At 72.4% G+C, this 21,092-nt stretch carries 7 protein-coding genes; 6 read left to right on the top strand and 1 reads right to left on the bottom strand.

What is annotated here, in order from left to right; translation table 11 throughout:
* The first annotated feature begins 105 nt into the window (after nt 1-105).
* The 3 genes from AB0A95_RS19660 (at nt 106) to AB0A95_RS19670 (ending at nt 3,656) form a co-directional block, all read left to right on the top strand.
* Nucleotides 106-1,548: a protein kinase gene (locus AB0A95_RS19660; protein ID WP_357557180.1), complete on the top strand. Its 1,443-nt coding sequence runs from the start codon at nt 106-108 to the stop codon at nt 1,546-1,548.
* 85 nt (nt 1,549-1,633) lie between these two features.
* Nucleotides 1,634-3,406, top strand: a complete 1,773-nt coding sequence (locus tag AB0A95_RS19665) for an extracellular solute-binding protein (RefSeq protein ID WP_357557181.1) — start codon at nt 1,634-1,636, stop codon at nt 3,404-3,406.
* A gap of 121 nt (nt 3,407-3,527) precedes the next feature.
* A complete protein-coding gene (locus AB0A95_RS19670) occupies nt 3,528-3,656 on the top strand; it encodes a hypothetical protein (protein ID WP_357557182.1) in 129 nt (42 codons plus the stop codon).
* Between the two features lie 153 nt (nt 3,657-3,809).
* Here AB0A95_RS19670 and AB0A95_RS19675 read toward each other — a convergent pair whose 3' ends face one another.
* Nucleotides 3,810-5,156 carry a lysine N(6)-hydroxylase/L-ornithine N(5)-oxygenase family protein gene (locus AB0A95_RS19675; protein WP_357557183.1) on the bottom strand — a complete coding sequence of 449 codons (1,347 nt, stop codon included), beginning with the start codon at nt 5,154-5,156 and terminating at the stop codon, nt 3,810-3,812.
* Between the two features lie 126 nt (nt 5,157-5,282).
* On the opposite strand from AB0A95_RS19675, the gene AB0A95_RS19680 reads away from it, so the two are divergent.
* From AB0A95_RS19680 to AB0A95_RS19690, 3 genes are all read left to right on the top strand, one after another.
* Entirely contained in the window at nt 5,283-6,227 is a 945-nt protein-coding gene (locus AB0A95_RS19680) for a methionyl-tRNA formyltransferase (RefSeq protein WP_357557184.1), read from the top strand.
* A gap of 139 nt (nt 6,228-6,366) precedes the next feature.
* Nucleotides 6,367-10,773, top strand: coding sequence for an amino acid adenylation domain-containing protein (locus AB0A95_RS19685; protein WP_357557185.1), 4,407 nt, complete (start codon nt 6,367-6,369; stop codon nt 10,771-10,773).
* Nucleotides 10,770-21,092, top strand: a 10,323-nt coding sequence (locus AB0A95_RS19690; protein WP_357557187.1) for an amino acid adenylation domain-containing protein, incomplete at its 3' end; no start/stop codon positions are given. The genes AB0A95_RS19685 and AB0A95_RS19690, both read left to right, overlap by 4 nt.

Consider the following 21,092-nt stretch of genomic DNA (forward strand, 5'->3'; position numbering starts at 1 on the left):
GATCTCAACCCACTGCCGAACGTCCTCTCCTCGCCGGCGGCGGACATGGCACGATGGCCCTGTCCTGCGCCGCCGGTGGCCGGGCACGACACTGATGGAGTCGGGATGTCAGAGCTGGCCGGCGCGCCGGTGCCGGGATTGGCGAAACTGTGGACGCACGATCCGGTCACCGCCGGCCCGTACCGGCTGGTGGGCCGGTTGGGCGCGGGCGGGCAGGGCGTCGTCTACCTCGGTGAGGACGACGCCGGTGACCGGGTCGCGATCAAGATGGTCAACGTCGATCTGAGTGACCCACGGGCGCGGTCGCAGTTCGTGAAGGAGATCGCCGCCGCTCGCCGGGTCGCCCCGTTCTGCACCGCGCAGGTGCTCTTCGCCGAGGTGGACGGCGAGCGGCCCTACGTGGTCAGTGAGTTCATCGAGGGCCCGACCCTGCACCGGCACGTCCGCGAGCGGGGCCTGGTGACCGGTAACGCCCTGCACCGGCTCGCGGTCGGCACCGTCACCGCGCTCGCCGCGATCCACAGCGCCGGGGTGGTGCACTGCGATCTGAAGCCGGACAACGTGGTGCTGGGCGAGGACGGTCCTCGGGTGATCGACTTCGGCATCGCCCGCGCGTTGGGGGTCACCGAGACTGCGTCCAGCCGGGTCATGGGGACCACCGCGTACATGGCGCCCGAGCGGTTTCGCAACGACGCGATCGGTCCGCCCTGCGACGTCTTCGCCTGGGCGGCCACGATCGCCTTCGCCGCCGGTGGACGGCCGCCGTTCGGCAACGACTCGCTCTTCGCCGTGATGCACCGGGTGCTGAACGATCCGCCCGAGCTGCCCGCGTTGCCTCCCGTTCTGGACGAGCTGATCCGGGAGTGCCTGGCCAAGGATCCGGCGGACCGGCCGAGCGCCGAGCGCGTGCTGGTGCGGCTGCTCCGACAGGACGGCAGGGTCACCGATCCGCTCGGTCGGGACCACCTGCTGGAGGCCGGCAACAAGACCGCGGGCGCGCCGACACCGAACCACCCGTTGCCCCAGGTCCCGCCCACGGCGCTACAGCCACGCCCGACGCAGCCACAGATGCCGACCCAGTCGCCGGTGCCGACCCAGCCGTCCCACGCGCCAGTGCCGCGGCCGGCCTACCTGCCGATGACGCAGCCGGCCTACCCGCAGGTGCCGACGCAGCCGGCGCACCCGCAGGTGCCGACTCAGCCGGCCTACCCGCAGGTGACGCAGCCGGCGCACCCGCAGGTGCCGACTCAGCCGGCCTACCTGCCGATGACGCAGCCCGTACACCCGGTGGTGGCGCAGCCGCCGGTGACGGTGCCCGGCGGCGGTGCTGGTGCTGGCGGCGCGTTGCGGCGGCTGCGTCGTGAGGCCCCGGACGCCTGGGGCATCTCGACAGCGCTCTTCCTCGGTTCGGTTGGCGCCGCCGCCGGTTACGTCGCGTCGAGCGCGGTCGTCCCGGCCGCCGCGGTCGGGGCTGTCGCCTTCGTCGTGGTCTACCTGGTGCGGCTGCTGGTCGCGACGGCGCTCGGGGGGCGGTCCGACCGGGGATGACAGGTGCGCTGGGGTCGGGGTCGCCGGCTGGCGCCGGATCGATAGGTTGACTGCCAACGCCCCGCCCGCCGAGGAGGACGTCCCGATGCCCCCAACCGCCACGCGTAAGCGGCAGTGGTTGCCGTACACCGCCGCCGTCACCGCCGGGTTGGTGGTCATCGCCGGGGCGTTCGTGATCGTCCGCCAGCGCGACGCCGACTGCACCACCACGCTTGAGGTCAACTCCTCCACGGAGAAGGCGGCTCTGCTCGTCGACCTGGCCGAACGCTACAACCGCAGCGACCGGTCGATCGACGGCGGCCGCTGCGCCCAGGTGCACGTCAGCGCCTTGAACTCGGGCAAGGCCACCGAGGCGCTGGCTGCCGGCTGGGCCAACACCGGCCTGCCGCAACCACAGGTCTGGTTGCCGACGTCGAGCCTCTGGACCGGCCAGCTCCGGCTGCTCGACCAGGCCGCCGGGCGGGAGCCGCAGACTCCGGCCCAGTACCCGTCGATCGCGAACAGCCCGCTGGTGATCGCGATGCCGCAGCCCAAAGCCGAGCTAATACGCCAGCGGGGGGCGCTGGGCTGGGGAGAGATCCTGGGCCTCTCCGGGCGGGACGGGTGGGCGGGCTTCGGCAAGCCGGAGTGGGGCCGTTTCACCTTCGGCAAGGACAACCCGAACCTGTCCACCTCCGGGCTGGCCGCGACCATCGCCACCTACTACGCGGCGGTGCAACGGTCCAGCGACCTGACCCGGTCCGACCTGGCCAACCCCGCGGTGACCCAGTTCGTCAGGCGGATCGAGGCCAACGTGTCGCACTACAGCGACGACTCGGTGGACCTGCTGCGCAGCCTCGCCGAGGCGGACCTGACCGGCGACCCGGGCAGCACGGGCGACATGAGTGCCGTCGTCCTCCAGGAGGAGTTGGTGGACCTCTACAACACGGGTGCGCTGAGCCCTCGGCAGGAGGGGCAGGAGCGGGGCCGCCGGCCGAACGTGCCGCTTGTCGCCGTCCATCCCAAGGAGGGCACGTTCAACCTGGACCACCCGTTCGTCGTGCTGCCCTCCGCCGATGGGCGGCAGCGCGCGGCGGCTGCCGACTTCCGGAAATTCCTGACCGAGGACGATCAGCAGAAGAGCTTCGCCCGCCTCGGCTTCCGCGACCACGAGGGCCGCGCCTCGGCGGAGTTGCTCGCCAGCGTCGGCGCCGAGCCCACCGGCGGGCTGCGCTACTTCAAGCCCCCGGACCCGCAGGTGATCGGTGCGATGCTGGACGGCTGGCGCACGCTGCGCAAGAAGGCCAACATCCTGATCGCCCTGGACACCTCGGGGTCGATGGAGGCGAAGGTCGGCACCACAGGCACCCGTTTCCAGGTCGCCTCGGCGGCGGCGGGCAAGGGCCTCGCGCTGCTCAACAGCGAAGACCGGGTGGGGCTCTGGTCGTTCTCCTCGGAGATTCCGAGCCGGCCGAAGACCCCCTACCGGCGGGAGGTCCCGCTCGGTGAGTTCGACGAAAAGCAGATCAACAGCAAGATCGCCGGCCTGCACGTCGAGGGCGCCACCGCGCTCTACGCGACGGTCCGGGCCGCGCACCGAGAACTGCGCGACAGGTACGACCCGCAGCGGATCAACGCGATAGTCGTGCTGACCGACGGCAAGAACGAGTACAGCAAGGACAACGACCTGGCCCGTCTGCTCGACGATGTCGCCCTGGACCCGCAGCGCCCGGTGAAGGTGTTCTGCATCGCCTTCGACCGGGACTCGGACTTCGCCACCCTGGACCGCATCGCCAAGGCATCGTCGGGCAAGGCCTTCGACGCCACCGATCCCGCCAAGATCGACGAGGCGTTCGTGAAGCTGGTCAGCAGCTTCTGACGCGGCGCCCGGGTGCGGGCGACTCCCGGTCAGCCCGGCAGCACCGGCGCGGGTTGGGCGGCGGGCATTTGGGGAAGGGAGTGGTCCTGACCCACACCCTCCTCATCGGACGGAGCCGAACATGCTGGCAAACCTCGCCGTGGTCGGTGGTCCAAAGTCACCCGTCGACACACCGGTGATGATCGGCTTCTTCGTCCTCGTCGCGGTCGCCATCGTGGTGATCCTGTTCCTCCGCGCCCGCGACAGGTAGCACCACACGACCGCTCCGGCCACCGACGAGGCGGCAGTTTCGGGGAAACTGCTGCCTGGCACGCGGTTGAGGCAGCAGTTTCCCCGAAGTTGCTGCCCCCGCTCGCCGGCCACCGGCGCGGGCTTGCTCGTTGGTGTGGTCAGAGGTGCGCCGTCAGTCCGGCACACCCGCCGCCACCGCGACGCGGGTGGCCACCGGGCGGTCGTCGGCGCGGCGGCCGACGATGGAGCCGAGGATCTCGCCGGCGCGTACCGCCGCGTTGGACAGCAGGGAGGCGCTGATGCCGTGGGAGTGTTCGGTGCCGCCCTGGAGGTAGACGTTGGCCCGCACCGACGCGTCCGCCCGGATGCGGTAGTCGCGCTGCACCACGGCCCTGCCGAACTCGTCCCGGTGGTAGTACCGGGCCGCGTCGTCGAGCAGCGGGAACGGGTCGACCGGCTGGTAGCCGGTGGCGCAGATCAGGACGTCGGCGTCGAGGACCGACACCTCGCCGGTGGTCAGCGTCTCGACGGTGACGGCCACCCGGCCATCGTGCTCGCGGGCCCCGGTCAGACGGGACATGTTGAGCAGGCGCAACCGCTGGACGCCGTTGACCTTCTCCTGGTAAGAGCGCCGATAGAGTTCCTCGATGAGGTCGGCGTCGACGACCGCGTAGTTCGTGTTGCGGTGGTAGTTCATCAGCATCGTCTTGACCTCCGACGGCGCGGTGAAGTAGTCGTCCACGGCGGCCGGGTCGAAGATGCGGTTGGCGAACGAGCTGTCGTCGGCCGGGCTGTAGCCGTACCGGGAGAACACGCCGCACACCTCGGCGGTCGGGAACCGCTCGTGCAGGAACGCGGTGACCTCGGCGGCGCTCTGGCCGGCGCCCACCACGACGAACCGCGAGGGGTCGGTGCCGTCGAGCCGGTCGATGTTGGTCAGCAGGTCGCGGCTGTGCCAGATCTGGTCGGAGATCTCCACGCCGGCCGGGGTCTGCGGGAGCAGCCCGGTCGCGACGACGAGATTGCGAGCGCGGTACGAGGTGACGCGGCCACCGTGGCGTACCAGCACGTCGAACGCCTCGACGACGCCGTCGCGGAGCACCGGGACGACCTTGGTGACCTCCTGGCCGTAGTGCACCAGGTCGCCGACCTTGGCCGCGGCCCACTCGAGGTAGTCGTGGAACTCGACGCGCAGCGGGAAGAAGCTCTTGTGGTTGACGAAGTCGACGAGCCGCCCCCGGTCCTTCAGGTAGCACAGGAAGCTGAACTCACTGGTGGGGTTACGCAACGTGACCAGGTCCTTGAGGAAGGACACCTGCATCGTCGCGTCCGACAGCAGCATGCCGCGGTGCCAGCCGAAACGGGGCTGGCGCTCCAGGAACACGGCGGTGACCGGGTCCGCCGCGGCGTCGCCGTTGTGCTCGTGCACGGCGACCGCCAGGGCCAGATTGGAGGGACCGAAGCCGATTCCGAGCAGGTCGTAGACCGGAATTGCGCCGTATGGAGCGGCCTGTGACATCGGCAGTCCTCATCGTCAGGTCGAGCGGGTCGACACCCTGCACGTGAAAGAGCCGCCCCCGGGGACGGCGCGAAGCTAGGTTAGACTAACCTAACTTTCGCTGAGTTGGATGGGCCAGGAGGAACCGTGCGGGTAGTCATGTTCGGGTACCAGACGTGGGGGCATCGGACCCTGCAAGCACTACTGGACTCGGAGCACGAGGTCGCTCTGGTGGTCACGCACCCGCCGAGCGAGCACGCGTACGAGCGGATCTGGAGCGACTCGGTCGCCGACCTCGCGGCGGCCCACGGCATTCCGGTCGAGGTCCGCGACCGGCCCGACGACGATCTGCTGATCCCGCTGGAGAAGGCCGATCCGGACGTCATCGTGGCGACCAACTGGCGCACCTGGATCCCGCCGCGGATCTTCGAGCTGCCCCGCCGGGGCACGCTCAACGTGCACGACTCGCTGCTCCCCGCGTACGCCGGCTTCTCGCCGTTGATCTGGGCTCTGCTCAACGGTGAGCAGGAGGTCGGGGTGACCGCGCACATGATGGACGCGGAGCTGGACGCCGGCAACATCGTGTTGCAGCGGTCGGTGCCGGTCGGTCCGCGGGACACGACTACCGACCTGTTCCACAAGACGCTGGAGCTGTTCGGCCCGATCACCGTCGACGGTCTCGCGCTGATCGCCTCCGGCAGGACCGACTGGACGCCACAGGACCGCTCGAAGGCCAGCTTCTTCCACAAGCGCTCCGATGAGGACAACCGCATCGACTGGACCTGGTCGGCGGAGGAGTTGGACCGGCTGGTCCGGGCGCAGTCCGACCCGTACCCGAACGCGTACGCGTTCCACCGGGGCCAGCGGCTGCGCATCACCGCCGCGTCCGTCTCGAAGGGCAACTACGGCGGTACGCCCGGTCGGATCTTCATCCGCGAGGGTGACGCCGTCGTCATCGTGGCCGGCGCCGAGGCCCGCCGCGGCAAGAGCCCCGGCCTCGCTGTCGAACGGGTCCGCCTGGACGACGGCACCGAGCTGGCCGCGACAGAGTATTTCCGCACCATGGGCGGCTACCTCACCAGCCACCCGTGACGCGCGGGCGCTGATTCGTTCGGGCCTCCGGGGCTCGCGCCGACGGGCCGAGCCCCGGTTCCACCGCGCCTCGAATCCGGACATTTAGGCCAGGCTTACCTTACCGACCCGACCGCCCCGGCCCTTCAGGAGCGACTGTATGCAGATCATCGGCGGCAGCACCGGCGGCACCGTGGCGGACCGGGAGGCGCTCTCCAGCGGCGGTCCGCTGACCGTCGCCCCGACCACCCTCCCGGACGCGTTCGCGCGGACGGCTCGACGTGACCCGGACGCGGTGGCGGTGGTCTTCGAGGACGTCGAGGTCACCTACGCCGAGCTGGACGCCCGGGCCAACAGGTTGGCGCACCTGCTGGTCGCCCGGGGCCTGGGCCCGGATCGGGTGGCCGGGCTCGCCGTGCCGCGCTCGATCGACATGATCGTGGCGGAGTTGGCGGTGCTGAAGGCCGGCGGCGCCTACCTTCCGCTGGACCCGGCCGATCCGGCCGAGCGGCTCGCCTACTTGGTCGGCGACGCGCGACCGGTCTGCCTGGTCACCACCTCCGAGTCGGCGGACCGGCTGCCGCGCGCCGACGGGGTGCCCCGGCTGCTGCTCGATGCCCCCGAGGTGGTGGCCGAGCTTGCGGACGCGTCGACCGACGACCCCGAACGGCCCGGCCTGCGGGTCGAGCACGCCGCCTACGTCATCTACACCTCGGGCTCGACCGGCCGCCCCAAGGGCGTGCTGCTCACCCACACCGGCGTGGCCAAGCTGCTCTCCACCCAGTTCGAGCGGTTCGGGCTCACCCCGGACGTCCGGGTCCTGCACTTCGCCTCGCCGAGCTTCGACGTGGCGTTCTGGGATCTCTGCCTGGCCCTGCTCTCCGGTGGGCGACTGGTCATCGTCCCCGCCGAGCGTCGCGTCGCCGGGCCGGCACTCACCGAGTACGCCATCCGGCACCGGACCAACTTCATGATCCTGCCGCCGGCGCTGCTGGCCGCGCTGCCCCCGGAGTGTGACCTGCCACCGGGCATCCTGTTGGCCGGCACCGAACGGGTGTCGCCGGAACTTGTCGCCCGCTGGGCCCGGGACCGCCGCATGTTCAACGCGTACGGCCCGACGGAGGCCACCGTCAACTCCACACTCGGCGAGTGTGACCCGGAGCGGATCGACAGCTCCTCGGTCCCGATCGGACGCCCCGACCCGGGCACCGACGCCTACGTGCTCGACGACGCGTTGCGGCCGGTGGAGCCCGGGGTGCCCGGTGAGCTCTACCTCGCCGGTCCGGGCCTGGCCCGCTGCTACGTCAACCGGCCGGACCTGACCGCCGAGCGGTTCCTCGCCGACCCGTACGGCCCACCCGGCCGACGGATGTACCGCACCGGTGACGTGGCGAGCTGGCGGGCGGACGGACGGCTGGACTTCCTCGGGCGGGTCGACGACCAGGTGAAGGTGCGCGGATACCGCATCGAGCTGGGCGAGATCGAGTCGGTGCTGGCCCGCCACCCGAACGTCGGCCAGGTCACAGTGCTGGCCCGCGAGGACCGCCCGGGTGACGTGCGGCTGGCGGCCTACGTCGTACCGAGCGAGGACGCCGCACCGCAGGACCGGGCCGACAGCCAGGTCGCCGAGTGGAAGGAACTGCACGAACTGCTCTACCAGGCCGGCCGGGTCGAGCGCTTCGACGAGAACTTCACCGGCTGGAACAGCAGCTTCGACGGCGCGCCCATCCCGTTGGCGCAGATGCGCGAGTGGCGGGACACCACTGTCGACCGGATCCGGTCGCTGCGGCCCCGGCGCGTCCTGGAGATCGGCGTGGGCAGCGGGTTGCTGCTGTCGCGACTCGCCCCGGAGTGCGAGAGCTACTGGGGGCTGGACCTCTCCGAGCAGGCCGTCGACACGCTACGGGCCGCGGTGGCGGCGATTCCGGGGCTCGCCGACCGGGTCACGCTGCGCGCCCAACCGGCCCACGACCTGACGGGGGTGCCGACCGGCTGGTTCGACACTGTCGTCATCAACTCGGTGGTGCAGTACTTCCCGAGCGCCGACTACCTCAGCGGCGTGCTGCGCGCGGCTGCCGAGCGACTCGCCCCCGGCGGTGTGATCTTCGTCGGAGACGTCCGCAACCTGCGCCTGCACCGGATGCTGCACGAGGCGATCCAGACCAGCCGTGGCGTGGCCCCCGCCGCGTTGGACGCCGCGGTGGAGGCGGCGGTCCGCGCCGAACGGGAGCTGCTGCTCGACCCGGACTACTTCGCCACGCTGCCGACCGGTTCGATCCGGGGCGCCGAGGTGTGGGTCAAGCGGGGCGGCTACGACAACGAGCTGAGCGGCTACCGCTACGACGTGGTGCTCACCACCGCGCCGGTGCCCGCGCCCACACCCGAGACGACGTACGCCTGGGCCGGGCACCTGGACGACGTCCGGAAGCAGTTGACCGCCGACCCGCCGCGGCTGCGGGTCACCGCGGTGCCGAACGCGCGCCTGGGTGCGGCAGACGCCCCGTCCGTCGAGGACTTCCACGCACTTGCCGACGCAGCCGGCTACCACGCCGTGGTGACCTGGGACGGCTCCTCGACAAGCGGGGACCTGGACGTCGTCTTCGAACGCGGCACCGAGCCCCGGCACGCCTACCGTCGCGGCGCGGTGGTCGCGCACGCCAACACCCTGACCGCTGTCGCCGATCCGGCGGCGCTGGTGAAGGCGCTGCGTCTGCACGCCGAGTCCTGGCTGCCCAGCTACATGGTGCCGACCGGCTTCGTGCTGCTGGACCGACTGCCGGTGCTGACCAGCGGCAAACTCGACAGGGCGGCGCTGCCGGCACCGGACTACGCCGCGCAGGCCACCGGCACCGCGCCCCGCACGCCACGGGAACGGGTGCTGTGCGAGCTGTACGCGGACGTCCTGGGCGTCCCCGGGGTCGGCATCGAGGACGACTTCTTCAGCCTGGGCGGGGACAGCATCGTCTCCATCCAGTTCGTGCTGCGCGCCCGCGCGGCGGGGCTGGTCTGCACCTCACGCCAGGTGTTCGAGCTTCGGACGGTGGCCGCGTTGGCCGAGGTCGTCACCGAACTCGACACCGGCGCCCGGGACCGGCCCGACGACGGTGTGGGCGACATCCCGTTCACGCCGATCCTGCGCTGGCTCGACGAGACCGGCGGCGACATCGACGCGTTCAGCCAGTCGATGGTGCTCGCCACGCCGGCGGGAGCCACCGAGGCCGACCTGACCGCCGTGCTGAACGCGCTCACCGACCGGCACGACCTGCTGCGTTCGCGGCTCGTCCGCGCCACCCCCGCGACGCCGGGCCGGCTGCACGTCGCGCCGCGCGGCACCGGTCGGCCGTGGCTGCGGCGGGCCGAACCCGGCGCGGTGATCGAGGCCGAGGAGCAGGCCGCCGCCGGCCGGCTCGACCCCGAGCGGGGTGTCATGGCCCAGGCCGTCTGGTTCGACAGGGGGCCCTCCGCGCCGGGCCGGCTGCTGCTGGTCATCCACCACAGCGTCGTGGACGGCGTGTCGTGGCGGATCCTGCCGGCCGACCTGGCCGCCGCCTGGGAGCAGCGGGCGGCGGGGCGTACCCCGGTCCTGGAACGCAGCGGCACGTCCTTCCGGCGGTGGGCCACCGCACTCACCGAGGCGGCCCGGCGGCCGGAACGCACAGCGGAACTGGCGCTGTGGCAGCGCATCCTGACCGGCGCGGACCCGGCGTTGACGCGACGCCCGCTGCGGCCGGTGGACGACCTCGCCACCGTCACCCGACACACCGTGCGGCTGCCCGCCGTGACCACCGAGCCGCTGATCACCACCGTCGCCGCCGCCTTCCACGCCGGCATCAACGACGTGCTGCTCACCGCGCTGGCCCTGGCGATGATCGACTGGCGGACCCGGCACGGCAGGGGCGCCGAGCGCTCCGTGCTCATCGCGTTGGAGGGGCACGGTCGGGAGGAGCAGGTCGTCGCGAACGTCGACCTCACTCCGGCGCTGGGCTGGTTCACCACGGTCTTCCCCGTCCGCCTCGACCCCGGTGACATCGACGTCGCCGAGGCGCTGACCGGTGGACCGAGCGCCGGCACCGCGCTGAAGCGGCTCAAGGAGCAGTTGCGGGCCATCCCCGACCACGGCATCGGGTACGGGATGCTGCGTTACCTCAACCCGGACACCGAGCCTGAGCTGGCCGCCCGGCCCGCGCCGCAGGTCAGCTTCAACTACCTCGGCCGGTTCACCGCCTCGTCCGGCGACGGCGGGAGCTGGACGCCGGTGGCGGGGCACGGCATTCTGGCCGGCGGGTTCGACCTGGGCATGCCTGTCGCGCCGTACACCTTGGAGATCAACGCGTACGTGCAGGACACCGCGACCGGCCCGGAGCTGGGAGTGACCTGGGCGTACCCGCGTGAGCTGCTGGACGACGCGGCGGTGGCCGACCTGGCCGCCACCTGGTTCGCCGCGCTGGAGGCGCTCGTCGTGCACGCCCGCGGCCCGGCCGCCGGCGGGCTCACCCCGTCCGACCTGACGCTCACGCTCAGCCAGGACGAGATCGACGAGTTCGAGGCCGAATGGGAACTCTCGTGACCGCGACCGCCACCCCCGGGCAGGCCTCCGGGATCGCCGACATCCTGTCGCTGACCCCGCTCCAGGAAGGGCTGCTGTTCCACGCGCATCTCGCCGCGGACGGCCCGGACGTCTACACCGGACAGTTGACTGTCGCCCTGGACGGGCCGCTGGACGCCGAGCGGCTGCGGGCCGCCGGGCAGGCCCTGCTCGACCGTCGGCCCAACCTGCGGGTGGCGTTCCGCCGCCGCAAGAACGGGCAGTCCGTTGCCGTGGTGCCCCGGCACGTGCCGCTGCCCTGGGCCGCCCTGGACCTGACCGAGGACGACCTCCCCGGCTTCCTCGACACGGACCTGGCGACCCGGCTCGACCCGGCGACCGCGCCGCTGCTGCGGATGACCCTGGTCCGCCTCGGGCCGCACCGGCACCGGCTCGTGCTCACCCACCACCATCTGCTGCTCGACGGTTGGTCGGTGCCGCTGCTGCTGGACGAGCTGATCGCCCTCTACCGGGGCGACCTCCTGCCGGCGCCCGCCGACTTCCGCGACTACCTCGCCTGGACCGCCGCCCAGGACCGCCCGGCGGCCGAGGCCGCGTGGCGCGCGGCACTGGCCGGGCTGGACGGGCCGACCCTGCTGGCTGGCCGTCCGCCGGCCCACGCTGTCGTTCCGCAGCGCCTCGTGCGTGACCTCCCGGTCGAGGCGACCACTCGGCTCACCGCCCTCGGCCGGGCCCGTGGGCTCACCATGAACACAGTCGTCCAGGGCGCCTGGGGCATCGTGGTCGGCGCACTGACCGGCCGCGACGACGTGGTGGTCGGCGCGACGGTCGCCGGGCGTCCGCCGGACCTCACCGGCGCCGACACCATGATCGGCCTGTTCATCAACACCATTCCGGTACGCATCACCCTGGACCCGGCCACGCCGGTGGCGACAGTGCTACGCCGCCTACAGGACGGGCAGGTGCGGCTGATGGAGCACCAGCACCTCGGGTTGGCCGAGATCCAGCGGCTGGCCGGGCACGGCGAGTTGTTCGACACCCTGACGGTCTTCGAGAACTACCCGCTGGGCGAGTCCCTGCCGGCGGCGGCAGACGGCGTACGCGTCACGGGCGCGGACGTCCGCGACTGCGCGCACTATCCGCTGACGCTTACCGCGCGTCCGGGCCATCGACTGCACCTTGAACTGGAGTACCGCGCCGACCTGATCGACACCGACGCCGCCGCGACGCTCCTGGACCGGCTGACAGTGGTGCTGACCCGGATCTGCGACGCCCCGGACGCGCCCCTCGCCGCCGTCGACGTGCTGACCTCGGCGGAACGCGACCGCGTCCTGCGGGGCTGGAACGACACCGCCAGGCCGGTGCCCGACACCACTGTCAGTGCCCTGTTCCACGAGCAGGCGGCCCGGACGCCCACCGCTGTCGCGCTCGTCGCGGACGGACGCGAGTGGACCTTCGCCGAGATGGAGCGTTGGGCCGCCGGACTGGCCGGGGCGTTGCGCGAGCGCGGGGTCACGCGTACCGATCGGGTGGCGCTCGCGCTGCCACGGGCGCTCACCGTGCCGGCGGTGTTCGGCGTGCTCGACAGCGGCGCGGCGTACCTGCCGCTCGACCTGAACCAACCGACCGACCGGCTCACCGCGATGCTCGACGACGCGGCTCCGGCGATCCTGGTCACCACCGGGGACACCGACGTGCCCTGGACCGGTCCTCGGCTGGTGGTGGGCTCGGCCGTGCCGCAGGCGGAGCCGTTCGTGGCGACGCCGTCGGCGCAGGACGCGGCGTACGTGATCTTCACGTCCGGGTCGACGGGACGGCCGAAGGGCGTGGTGGTGCCGCATCGGGGCATCGTGAACCTGTTCGCGTCGCATCGTGAGCGGCTGATGGCCGGTCCGCGACGTCGGGTGGCGCACGTGGCGTCGTTCACCTTCGACGGGTCGTGGGAGCCGCTGCTCTGGCTGCTCGACGGGCACACGGTGCACGTCGTCGACTCGGACGTCTATCTCGATGCCGCCGCGCTTGTCGGCTACCTGCGGGCGCAGCGCATCGACGTGTTGGACGTGACGCCCACGTTCCTGCGGGAGCTGGTGCCGGCGGGTCTGTTGGACGCGGGTCTGAGTGTGCTACTCGTCGGCGGCGAGGCGATCGACGGGCAGTTGTGGCAACGGGTGTCGGCCACGCCGGGGTTGACCTGTCACGACCTGTACGGGCCGACCGAGGCGTCAGTGGACGCCTACGGGTGGCACGGTCCGGGCCGGGCCGCGTACCGACTGGCGAACGTGCGCACCTATCTGCTCGACGCCGCCCTGCGTCCGGTGCCGCCGGGGGTGCTCGGTGAGCTGTACGTGGCCGGGGCGGGGTTGGCACACGGGTACCTGAACCGGGCCGGGTTGACGGCGCAGCGGTTCGTGGCCGACCCGTTCGGTGCGGTCGGCAGTCGGATGTACCGCACCGGGGACCTGGCCCGGTTCACCAGCGACGGGGTGTTGGAGTTCGCCGGTCGCGCGGACGGACAGGTCAAGGTCCGCGGCTTCCGCATCGAGCTTGGCGAGATCGAGGCGGCGCTCGGCCAGGCCGCAGTGGTGCTCCGGGACGGCCGGCTTGTCGCCTACGTGGTGGGTGGGCCTGTCGACCTGGACCGGCTGCGGGCCACGTTGCCGGACTACATGATCCCGTCGGCGTTCGTCGCTGTGGACGCGCTGCCCCGGACGGTGGCCGGGAAGCTCGACGTCGCCGCGTTGCCGGCTCCGGACTTCGCCGCGTCGAGTGTGGGTCGGACCGCCCGCAACAGTCGCGAACAACAGCTCTGCGACCTGTTCGCCGAGGTGCTGGGCCTGCCGTCGGTCGGCATCGACGACGACTTCTTCGCCCTCGGCGGTCACTCGCTGCTGGTGATGCGCCTCGCCGGCCGGGTCCGCGCCGTCCTGGGCGTCGAGCTGCCGGTCCGCGCGGTGTTCGACGCACCGACAGTCGCGGGACTGCTGCCGAGACTCGTCGGATCCAGCCGAGCACCGCTGGTGGCCGGACCACGCCCCGACCGGGTGCCACTGTCGTACGCCCAACAACGGCTGTGGTTCCTCTACCGCCTCGAAGGGCCGAACCCGACGTACAACATCCCGATCGCCTGGCGGCTGCGTGGCCGCCTGGACCCGGACGCGTTGGTCGCGGCGATCGGCGACGTGGTCGCCCGCCACGAAACCCTCCGCACCATCTTCGGCGAGCAGGACGGCGGCGAGCCGTACCAGCGCGTCCTGCCCGTCGCACCGGTCGCGGTGCCGGTGACGGACATCGCCGAGGCGGACCTCCCCGGCCGGCTCGCCGAGATCGGGGCGTACGGATTCCGCCTCGACCACGAGCCTCCGCTGCGCGCCCAGCTCTTCCGGGTCGCACCCGACGAGCACGTGTTGTTGCTGCTGCTGCACCACATCGCCGGCGACGAGTGGTCGGATGTGCCACTGCGCCGCGACATCGTGGCCGCCTACACCGCCCGCTGCGCCGGGCTGGTGCCGGCGTTCCCGCCGCTGCCCGTGCAGTACGCCGACTTCGCGCTGTGGCAGCGCGCCGAGTCGGGCGCGCTCACCGCCCAGGTCGACGGCTGGCGGGAGGCCCTGGCCGGGCTGCCCGACGAGCTGGACGTGCCGGCCGACCGGCCCCGCCCGGCGCAGGCCAGTCACCGGGGCGACGTCGTCGACTTCACGCTGCCCGCCGAGGTGACCGAACGACTGCGTGCGCTGGCCCGCTCGACCGGGACCTCCATGTTCATGGTGGTGCAGGCGGCGGTGGCGGTGTTGCTGTCCCGGTTGGGCGCGGGCACCGATGTGCCGTTGGGCGCACCCGTGGCGGGCCGACCGGACGCCGCGCTGGACGACCTCGTCGGCTTCTTCGTGAACACGCTGGTGCTACGCACCGACACCTCGGGCGACCCCTCGTTCCGCGAGCTACTGGCCCGGGTGCGGGAGACCGACCTGGCCGCGTTCGACAGGCAGGACGTGCCGTTCGAGCACCTGGTGGAGGCACTGAACCCGGTCCGGTCGCTGGGCCGGCACCCGCTGTTCCAGACGATGGTCTCCTACCTCGGCGAGGCCGACGCCGCCTGGCACCTCGGGTCGCTGCGCGTCGAGACCGAGCGGGTCCGCCAGCACGTCGCCATGTTCGACAGGTCCTTCGACTTCTTCGAGACCCGCGGCGGTGTTCGAGGCGAGTTGGAGTACGCCACCGACAGGTACGACAGGTCGTCCGCCCAGACCCTCGTCGAGCGGTTGCAGCGGGTCCTCGCCACCGTGGCGGCCGACCCGTCGACGGTGGTGAGCAGGATCGACGTGCTGGCCCCGGCCGAGCGTTCCCGGCTGCTGGCCGTGCCGGCCGCCACCCCGATCCCGCCGGGCTCCATCGTGGATTTGTTCGTCGCGCAGGCGGCGGCCAGCCCCGAGGCGGTGGCCCTGGTCTCCGGCGGACGCGCCTGGACGTACGCCGAGCTGGACGACTGGTCGTCGCGGCTCGCCGGTGCGCTGGCCTCGTACGCCGGGGGCATCGTCGCGCTGGCCACCTCCCGCCCGCTCACCGTCCCGGCGATCCTGGGCGTGCTCAAGGCGGGTGCGGTGTACCTGCCGCTGGACGCCTACCAGCCGACCGACCGGCTCACCGCGATGCTCGACGACGCGGCTCCGGCGATCCTGGTCACCACCGGGGACACCGACATGCCCTGGACCGGCCCTCGGCTGGTGGTGGGCTCGGCGGTGCCGGCGGCGGAGCCGTTCGTGGGTGCGCCGTCGGCGGACGACCCCGCGTACGTGATCTTCACGTCCGGGTCGACGGGACGGCCGAAGGGCGTGGTGGTGCCGCACCGGGGCATCGTGAACCTGTTCGCGTCGCATCGCGAGTGGCTGATGGCCGGCCCCCGGCGTCGGGTGGCGCACGTCGCGTCGTTCACCTTCGACGGGTCCTGGGAGCCGCTGCTCTGGCTGCTCGACGGGCACACCCTGCATGTGTTCGACGACGACGAGTACCGCGACGCGGGTGTTCTCGTGTCGCGGCTGCTGGCGCAACGGATCGACGTGTTGGACGTGACGCCCACGTTCCTGCGGGAGCTGGTCCCGGCGGGTGTGCTGGACGCGGGCCTGAGTGTGCTGCTCGTCGGCGGCGAGGCCATCGACGGGCAGTTGTGGCAACGGGTGTGCGCGACGCCCGGGTTGACCTGTCACGACCTGTACGGGCCGACCGAGGCGTCAGTGGACGCCTACGGGTGGCACGGTCCGGACCGGGCCGCGTACCGACTGGCGAACGTGCGCACCTATCTGCTCGACGACGCCCTGCGTCCGGTGCCCCCGGGCGTCCTCGGTGAGCTGTACGTCGCCGGGGCCGGGCTGGCGCACGGGTACCTGAATCAACCGGGGCTCACGGCACAACGCTTTGTGGCCGACCCCTTCGGTCCGGCCGGCAGTCGGATGTACCGCACCGGGGACCTGGCCCGGTTCAACCGCGACGGGGTGTTGGAGTTCGCCGGCCGCGCCGACGGGCAGGTCAAGGTCCGCGGCTTCCGCATCGAGCTGGGCGAGATCGAGGCCGCCCTGGGCCAGGCCGCCGTGGTGCTCCGCGACGGCCGACTGGTCGCCTACGTGGTTGGGCCCGTCGACCTGGACCGGCTGCGGGCCACGCTGCCGGACTACATGATCCCCTCGGCGTTCGTCGAGGTGGACGCGCTGCCCCGCACCATCGCCGGCAAACTCGACGTGGCGGCGCTTCCCGCCCCGGACTTCGCCACGCTTGTCGGCGGCACCGCCGCCCGCAACAGCCGCGAACAACAACTCTGCGACCTCTTCGCCGAAGTGCTCGGCCTGCCGTCAGTCGGCATCGACGACGACTTCTTCGCCCTCGGCGGCCACTCACTGCTGGTCATGCGCCTCGCCGGCCGGGTCCGGGCCGTCCTGGGCGTGGACCTGCCGGTCCGCGCGGTGTTCGACGCACCGACCGTGGCGGGCCTACTGCCGAAGCTTGTCGGGTCGAGCCGCGCACCGCTGGTGGCCGGAGCACGCCCGGACCGGGTGCCCCTGTCGTACGCCCAACAACGGTTGTGGTTCCTGTACCGGCTGGAGGGACCCAACCCGACGTACAACATCCCCATCGCCTGGCGGCTGCGTGGCCGCCTGGACCCGGACGCGTTGGTCGCGGCGATCGGCGACGTGGTCGCCCGCCACGAAACCCTCCGCACCATCTTCCCGGACATCGACGGGACCCCCTACCAGCACATCCTCCCACCGGACGCCGTCCCGGTCGCGTTCCACGAGGGCGGCGACGTCGACGCCGCCGCCGAGCACCCGTTCGCGCTCGATCGGGAGCCACCGCTGCGGGTGGACGTGTTCCGGGTGGCACCGGACGAGCACGTGCTCCTCCTGCTGCTGCACCACATCGCCGGCGACGAATGGTCCGACGAACCGCTGCGCGCCGACCTCACCACGGCGTACGAGGCACGCCGCGCCGGACACGCCCCGGTGTACCGGCCGCTCCCCGTGCAGTACGCCGACTTCGCCCTCTGGCAACGTGAACAGTCCGCCGACCTGACCGATCAGGTGCGGGCGTGGCGGGAGGCCCTGGCCGGGCTGCCCGACGAGCTGGACCTGCCGGCCGACCGACCCCGCCCGGCGGAGGCCAGTCACCGTGGCGACCTCGTCGACTTCGTCCTGCCCGACGCGGTGGCCCGCGACCTCCGGCACCTGGCCCGATCGACGGGCACCAGCCTCTTCATGGTGGTGCAGGCGGCGGTGGCGGTGCTGCTGTCCCGGTTGGGCGCGGGCACCGATGTGCCGTTGGGCGCACCCGTGGCGGGCCGACCGGACGCCGCGCTGGACGACCTCGTCGGCTTCTTCGTGAACACGCTGGTGCTACGCACCGACACCTCGGGCGACCCGTCGTTCCGCGAATTGCTGGCCCGGGTACGGGAGACCGACCTGGCCGCCTTCGACAGGCAGGACGTGCCCTTCGAACACCTGGTGGAAGCGCTGAACCCGGCCCGGTCGCTGGGCCGGCACCCGCTGTTCCAGACGATGGTCTCCTACCTGCCCGGCGGGGGCGACACCTGGACGCTCGCCGAGCTGACCGGAGCGCCCGAACCCGTCGGACACCGTACGGCGATGTTCGACCTCTCCTTCGACTTCGCCGACGCCTCGGACGGCGGCATCGAGGGAAGCCTCGAATTCGCCACCGACCGGTACGACCGCGCCACGGCGCACACCCTTGTCGAGCGGTTGCAGCGGGTCCTCGCCACGGTCGCCGCCGACCCGTCGGCGGTGGTCAGCCGAATCGACGTCCTGAGCCAGGACGAACGGGACCTGCTGCTGGCCGTCGACACCGACGGGACAACGCCGCCGGGGTCCATCGTGGACCTGTTCGAGGCGCAGGCCTCGGCCACGCCAGTGGCCGTGGCGCTGGTCTCCGGCGGCCGGTCGTGGACGTTCGCCGAACTGGACAGGTGGTCGTCCCGGCTGGCCGGCGTGCTGGCCGGACGCGGCGTCGGCCGGGGCGCCCTGGTCGCGCTCGCGGTGTCCCGCCCGCTCACCGTCCCGGCGATCCTGGGCGTCCTCCGGGCGGGTGCGGCGTACCTGCCGCTGGACGCGTACCAGCCGACCGACCGGATCGCGGCGATGCTCGACGACGCCGCGCCGACGCTGGTGCTCACCACCGGCGACACTCCCCTGCCGCCGGGCCACGCCCGCCTGCTGCTCGACGACCCGACCCTCTTCGAGGGCCCGATCGGCAGCGCCGCCCGTCCCCGGGCGGACGACCCCGCATATGTGATCTTCACGTCCGGGTCGACGGGACGGCCGAAGGGTGTGGTGGTGCCCCATCGGGGCATCGTGAACCTGTTCGCGTCGCATCGTGAGCGGCTGATGGCCGGTCCGCGACGTCGGGTGGCGCACGTGGCGTCGTTCACCTTCGACGGGTCGTGGGAGCCGCTGCTCTGGCTGCTCGACGGGCACACAGTGCACGTCCTCGACGACGACGAGTACCGCGACGACGCCGCCCTTGTCGCCTACGTCCGCCGCCACCACCTCGACGTGTTGGACGTGACGCCCACCTATCTGCGGGAGCTGGTGCCGGCGGGTGTGCTGGACGCGGGCCTGAGTGTGCTGCTCGTCGGCGGCGAGGCCATCGACGGGCAGTTGTGGCAACGGGTGTGCGCGACGCCCGGGTTGACCTGTCACGACCTGTACGGGCCGACCGAGGCGTCAGTGGACGCCTATGGATGGCACGGTCCGGACCGGTCGGCGTACCGGCTGGCGAACGTGCGGACCTATCTGCTCGACGACGCCCTGCGTCCGGTGCCCCCGGGCGTCCTCGGTGAGCTGTACGTCGCCGGGGCCGGGCTGGCGCACGGGTACCTCAACCGGACCGGGCTGACCGCGCAACGGTTCGTGGCCGACCCGTACGGCCCGCCGGGTTCGCGCATGTACCGCACCGGGGACCTCGCCCGATGGAATCGCGATGGGGTGTTGGAGTTCGCCGGCCGCGCCGACGGACAGGTCAAGGTCCGCGGCTTCCGCATCGAGCTTGGCGAGATCGAGGCCGCCCTCGGCCAGGCCGCAGTGGTCGTCCGCGACGGGAGACTCGTCGCCTACGTCGTCGGTGCACCCGTCGACACCGACCGGCTGCGAGCCACGTTGCCGGACTACATGATCCCCTCGGCGTTCGTCGCTGTCGACGCGCTGCCCCGAACGGTCGCGGGCAAACTCGACGTGGCCGCGCTGCCCGCCCCGGACTTCTCCACGCTTGTCGGCGGCACGGCCGCCCGCAACAGCCGCGAACAACAGCTCTGCGACCTGTTCGCCGAGGTGCTGGGCCTGCCGTCGGTCGGCATCGACGACGACTTCTTCGCCCTGGGCGGCGACAGCATCGTCTCGATCCAACTGGTCAGCCGGGCCCGTGCGGCCGGCCTCGGCATCAGCCCCCGGGACGTGTTCCGGCACAAGACCCCGGCCGGGCTCGCCCTGGCCGTCACCGTCGACGCCCCGGTGACCGAGGACCCGCGCGAGGCGTTCGGGAGCGCGCCGCTCACCCCGGTGATGCGCTGGCTCGCCGAGGTGGAGGGCCCGACCACCGGATACAGCCAGTCGATGCTGCTGCACGCCCCGGCCGGGCTCACCGCCCCCGGGCTGGCCGAGGTGGTGCAGGCGCTCGTCGACCGCCACGACCTGCTGCGCGCCCGGGTGACCGAGCACGGTGTGCAGATCCCCGAGCCCGGCGCGCCTGTCGACGTCGTGCGGGTGACCTCGTACAACGAGAAGAACCTGCCCGCGATCGCCGCCGCCGCCCGCGACCGGCTCGACCCCGCCCGGGGTGTCATGCTCCAGGCGGTGCTGCTCGAACCCGGGCACGTGCTGCTCGTGGTGCACCACTACGCCGTGGACGGGGTGTCCTGGCGGATCCTGCTGCCCGACCTCGCCGCCGCCTGGGCGGCCCGGCAGGCGGGCACCCCGATCACCCTCCCGCCCACCGGCACCTCGTTCCGCCGCTGGGCCCGGGAACTCGACGGCCTCTCCCGCGACCCGCGGACCGTGGCGCAACTGCCGTACTGGACCGAGGTGCTGGCCGGGCCGCGCGCCGCGCTGGGCAGCCGGCCCCTCGACCCGGCCCGCGATCGCACCGGCACCTGCGACGAGATCACCATCGAGCTGCCACCGGAGGAGACCCAGCCGCTGCTCACCACGGTGCCCGCCGGCTTCCACGCCGGCGTCGGCGACGTGCTGCTGACCGGGCTCGCGTTGGCGCTGCGCGACTGGGCCGGTGGTGCCGGCTGGCTGGTCATGCTCGAAGGGCACGGCCGCGAGGAGCACCTGGTGGCCGGTGCCGACCTGTCCCGCACGGTCGGCTGGTTCACCAGCGAGTACCCGGTACGACTCGACCTCGGTGCCGAGCACCCCGGTGACGCCCTGAAGGCGATCAAGGAGCGGTTGCGGGCGGTGCCGGACAACGGCGTCGGCTACGGCCTGCTGCGCCACCTCAACCCCGAGACGGCAAGCGTGCTCGCCGGGTACGGCCCGCCCCTGATCGGCTTCAACTACCTCGGTCGGTTCGCCGCCGGGAACGCCGACGAGGGGCCGTGGGAACCGGCCGGCGAGGGCTGGGGCGGCGGCGCCGACGACGGCATGCCCGCCGACTACCCACTGGAGATCAACGCGACCACCGAGGACCACGCCGACGGGCCCCGGCTCGCCGCGACCTTCACCTGGCCGCGGGAACTGCTCAGCGGTGAGCAGGTCCGTGAGCTGGCCCGTCGCTGGCAGGAGGCGCGGGGGGGGGGCGCGGCGGGTGCGGGGGGCGCGGGGGTGTACCCCGCCCCCCACAGG

It is taken from the genome of Micromonospora sp. NPDC049230, assembly GCF_040647875.1.
Classification (GTDB): Bacteria; Actinomycetota; Actinomycetes; order Mycobacteriales; family Micromonosporaceae; genus Micromonospora.

Bases quoted from the DNA above. Each gene is read 5' to 3' on its own strand.
- AB0A95_RS19665 (WP_357557181.1), top strand. From the start codon at position 1,634: ATGCCCCCAACCGCCACGCGTAAGCGGCAGTGGTTGCCGTACACCGCC.
- AB0A95_RS19660 (WP_357557180.1), top strand. From the start codon at position 106: ATGTCAGAGCTGGCCGGCGCGCCGGTGCCGGGATTGGCGAAACTGTGG.
- AB0A95_RS19685 (WP_357557185.1), top strand. From the start codon at position 6,367: ATGCAGATCATCGGCGGCAGCACCGGCGGCACCGTGGCGGACCGGGAG.
- AB0A95_RS19670 (WP_357557182.1), top strand. From the start codon at position 3,528: ATGCTGGCAAACCTCGCCGTGGTCGGTGGTCCAAAGTCACCCGTCGAC.
- AB0A95_RS19675 (WP_357557183.1), bottom strand. From the start codon at position 5,156: ATGTCACAGGCCGCTCCATACGGCGCAATTCCGGTCTACGACCTGCTC.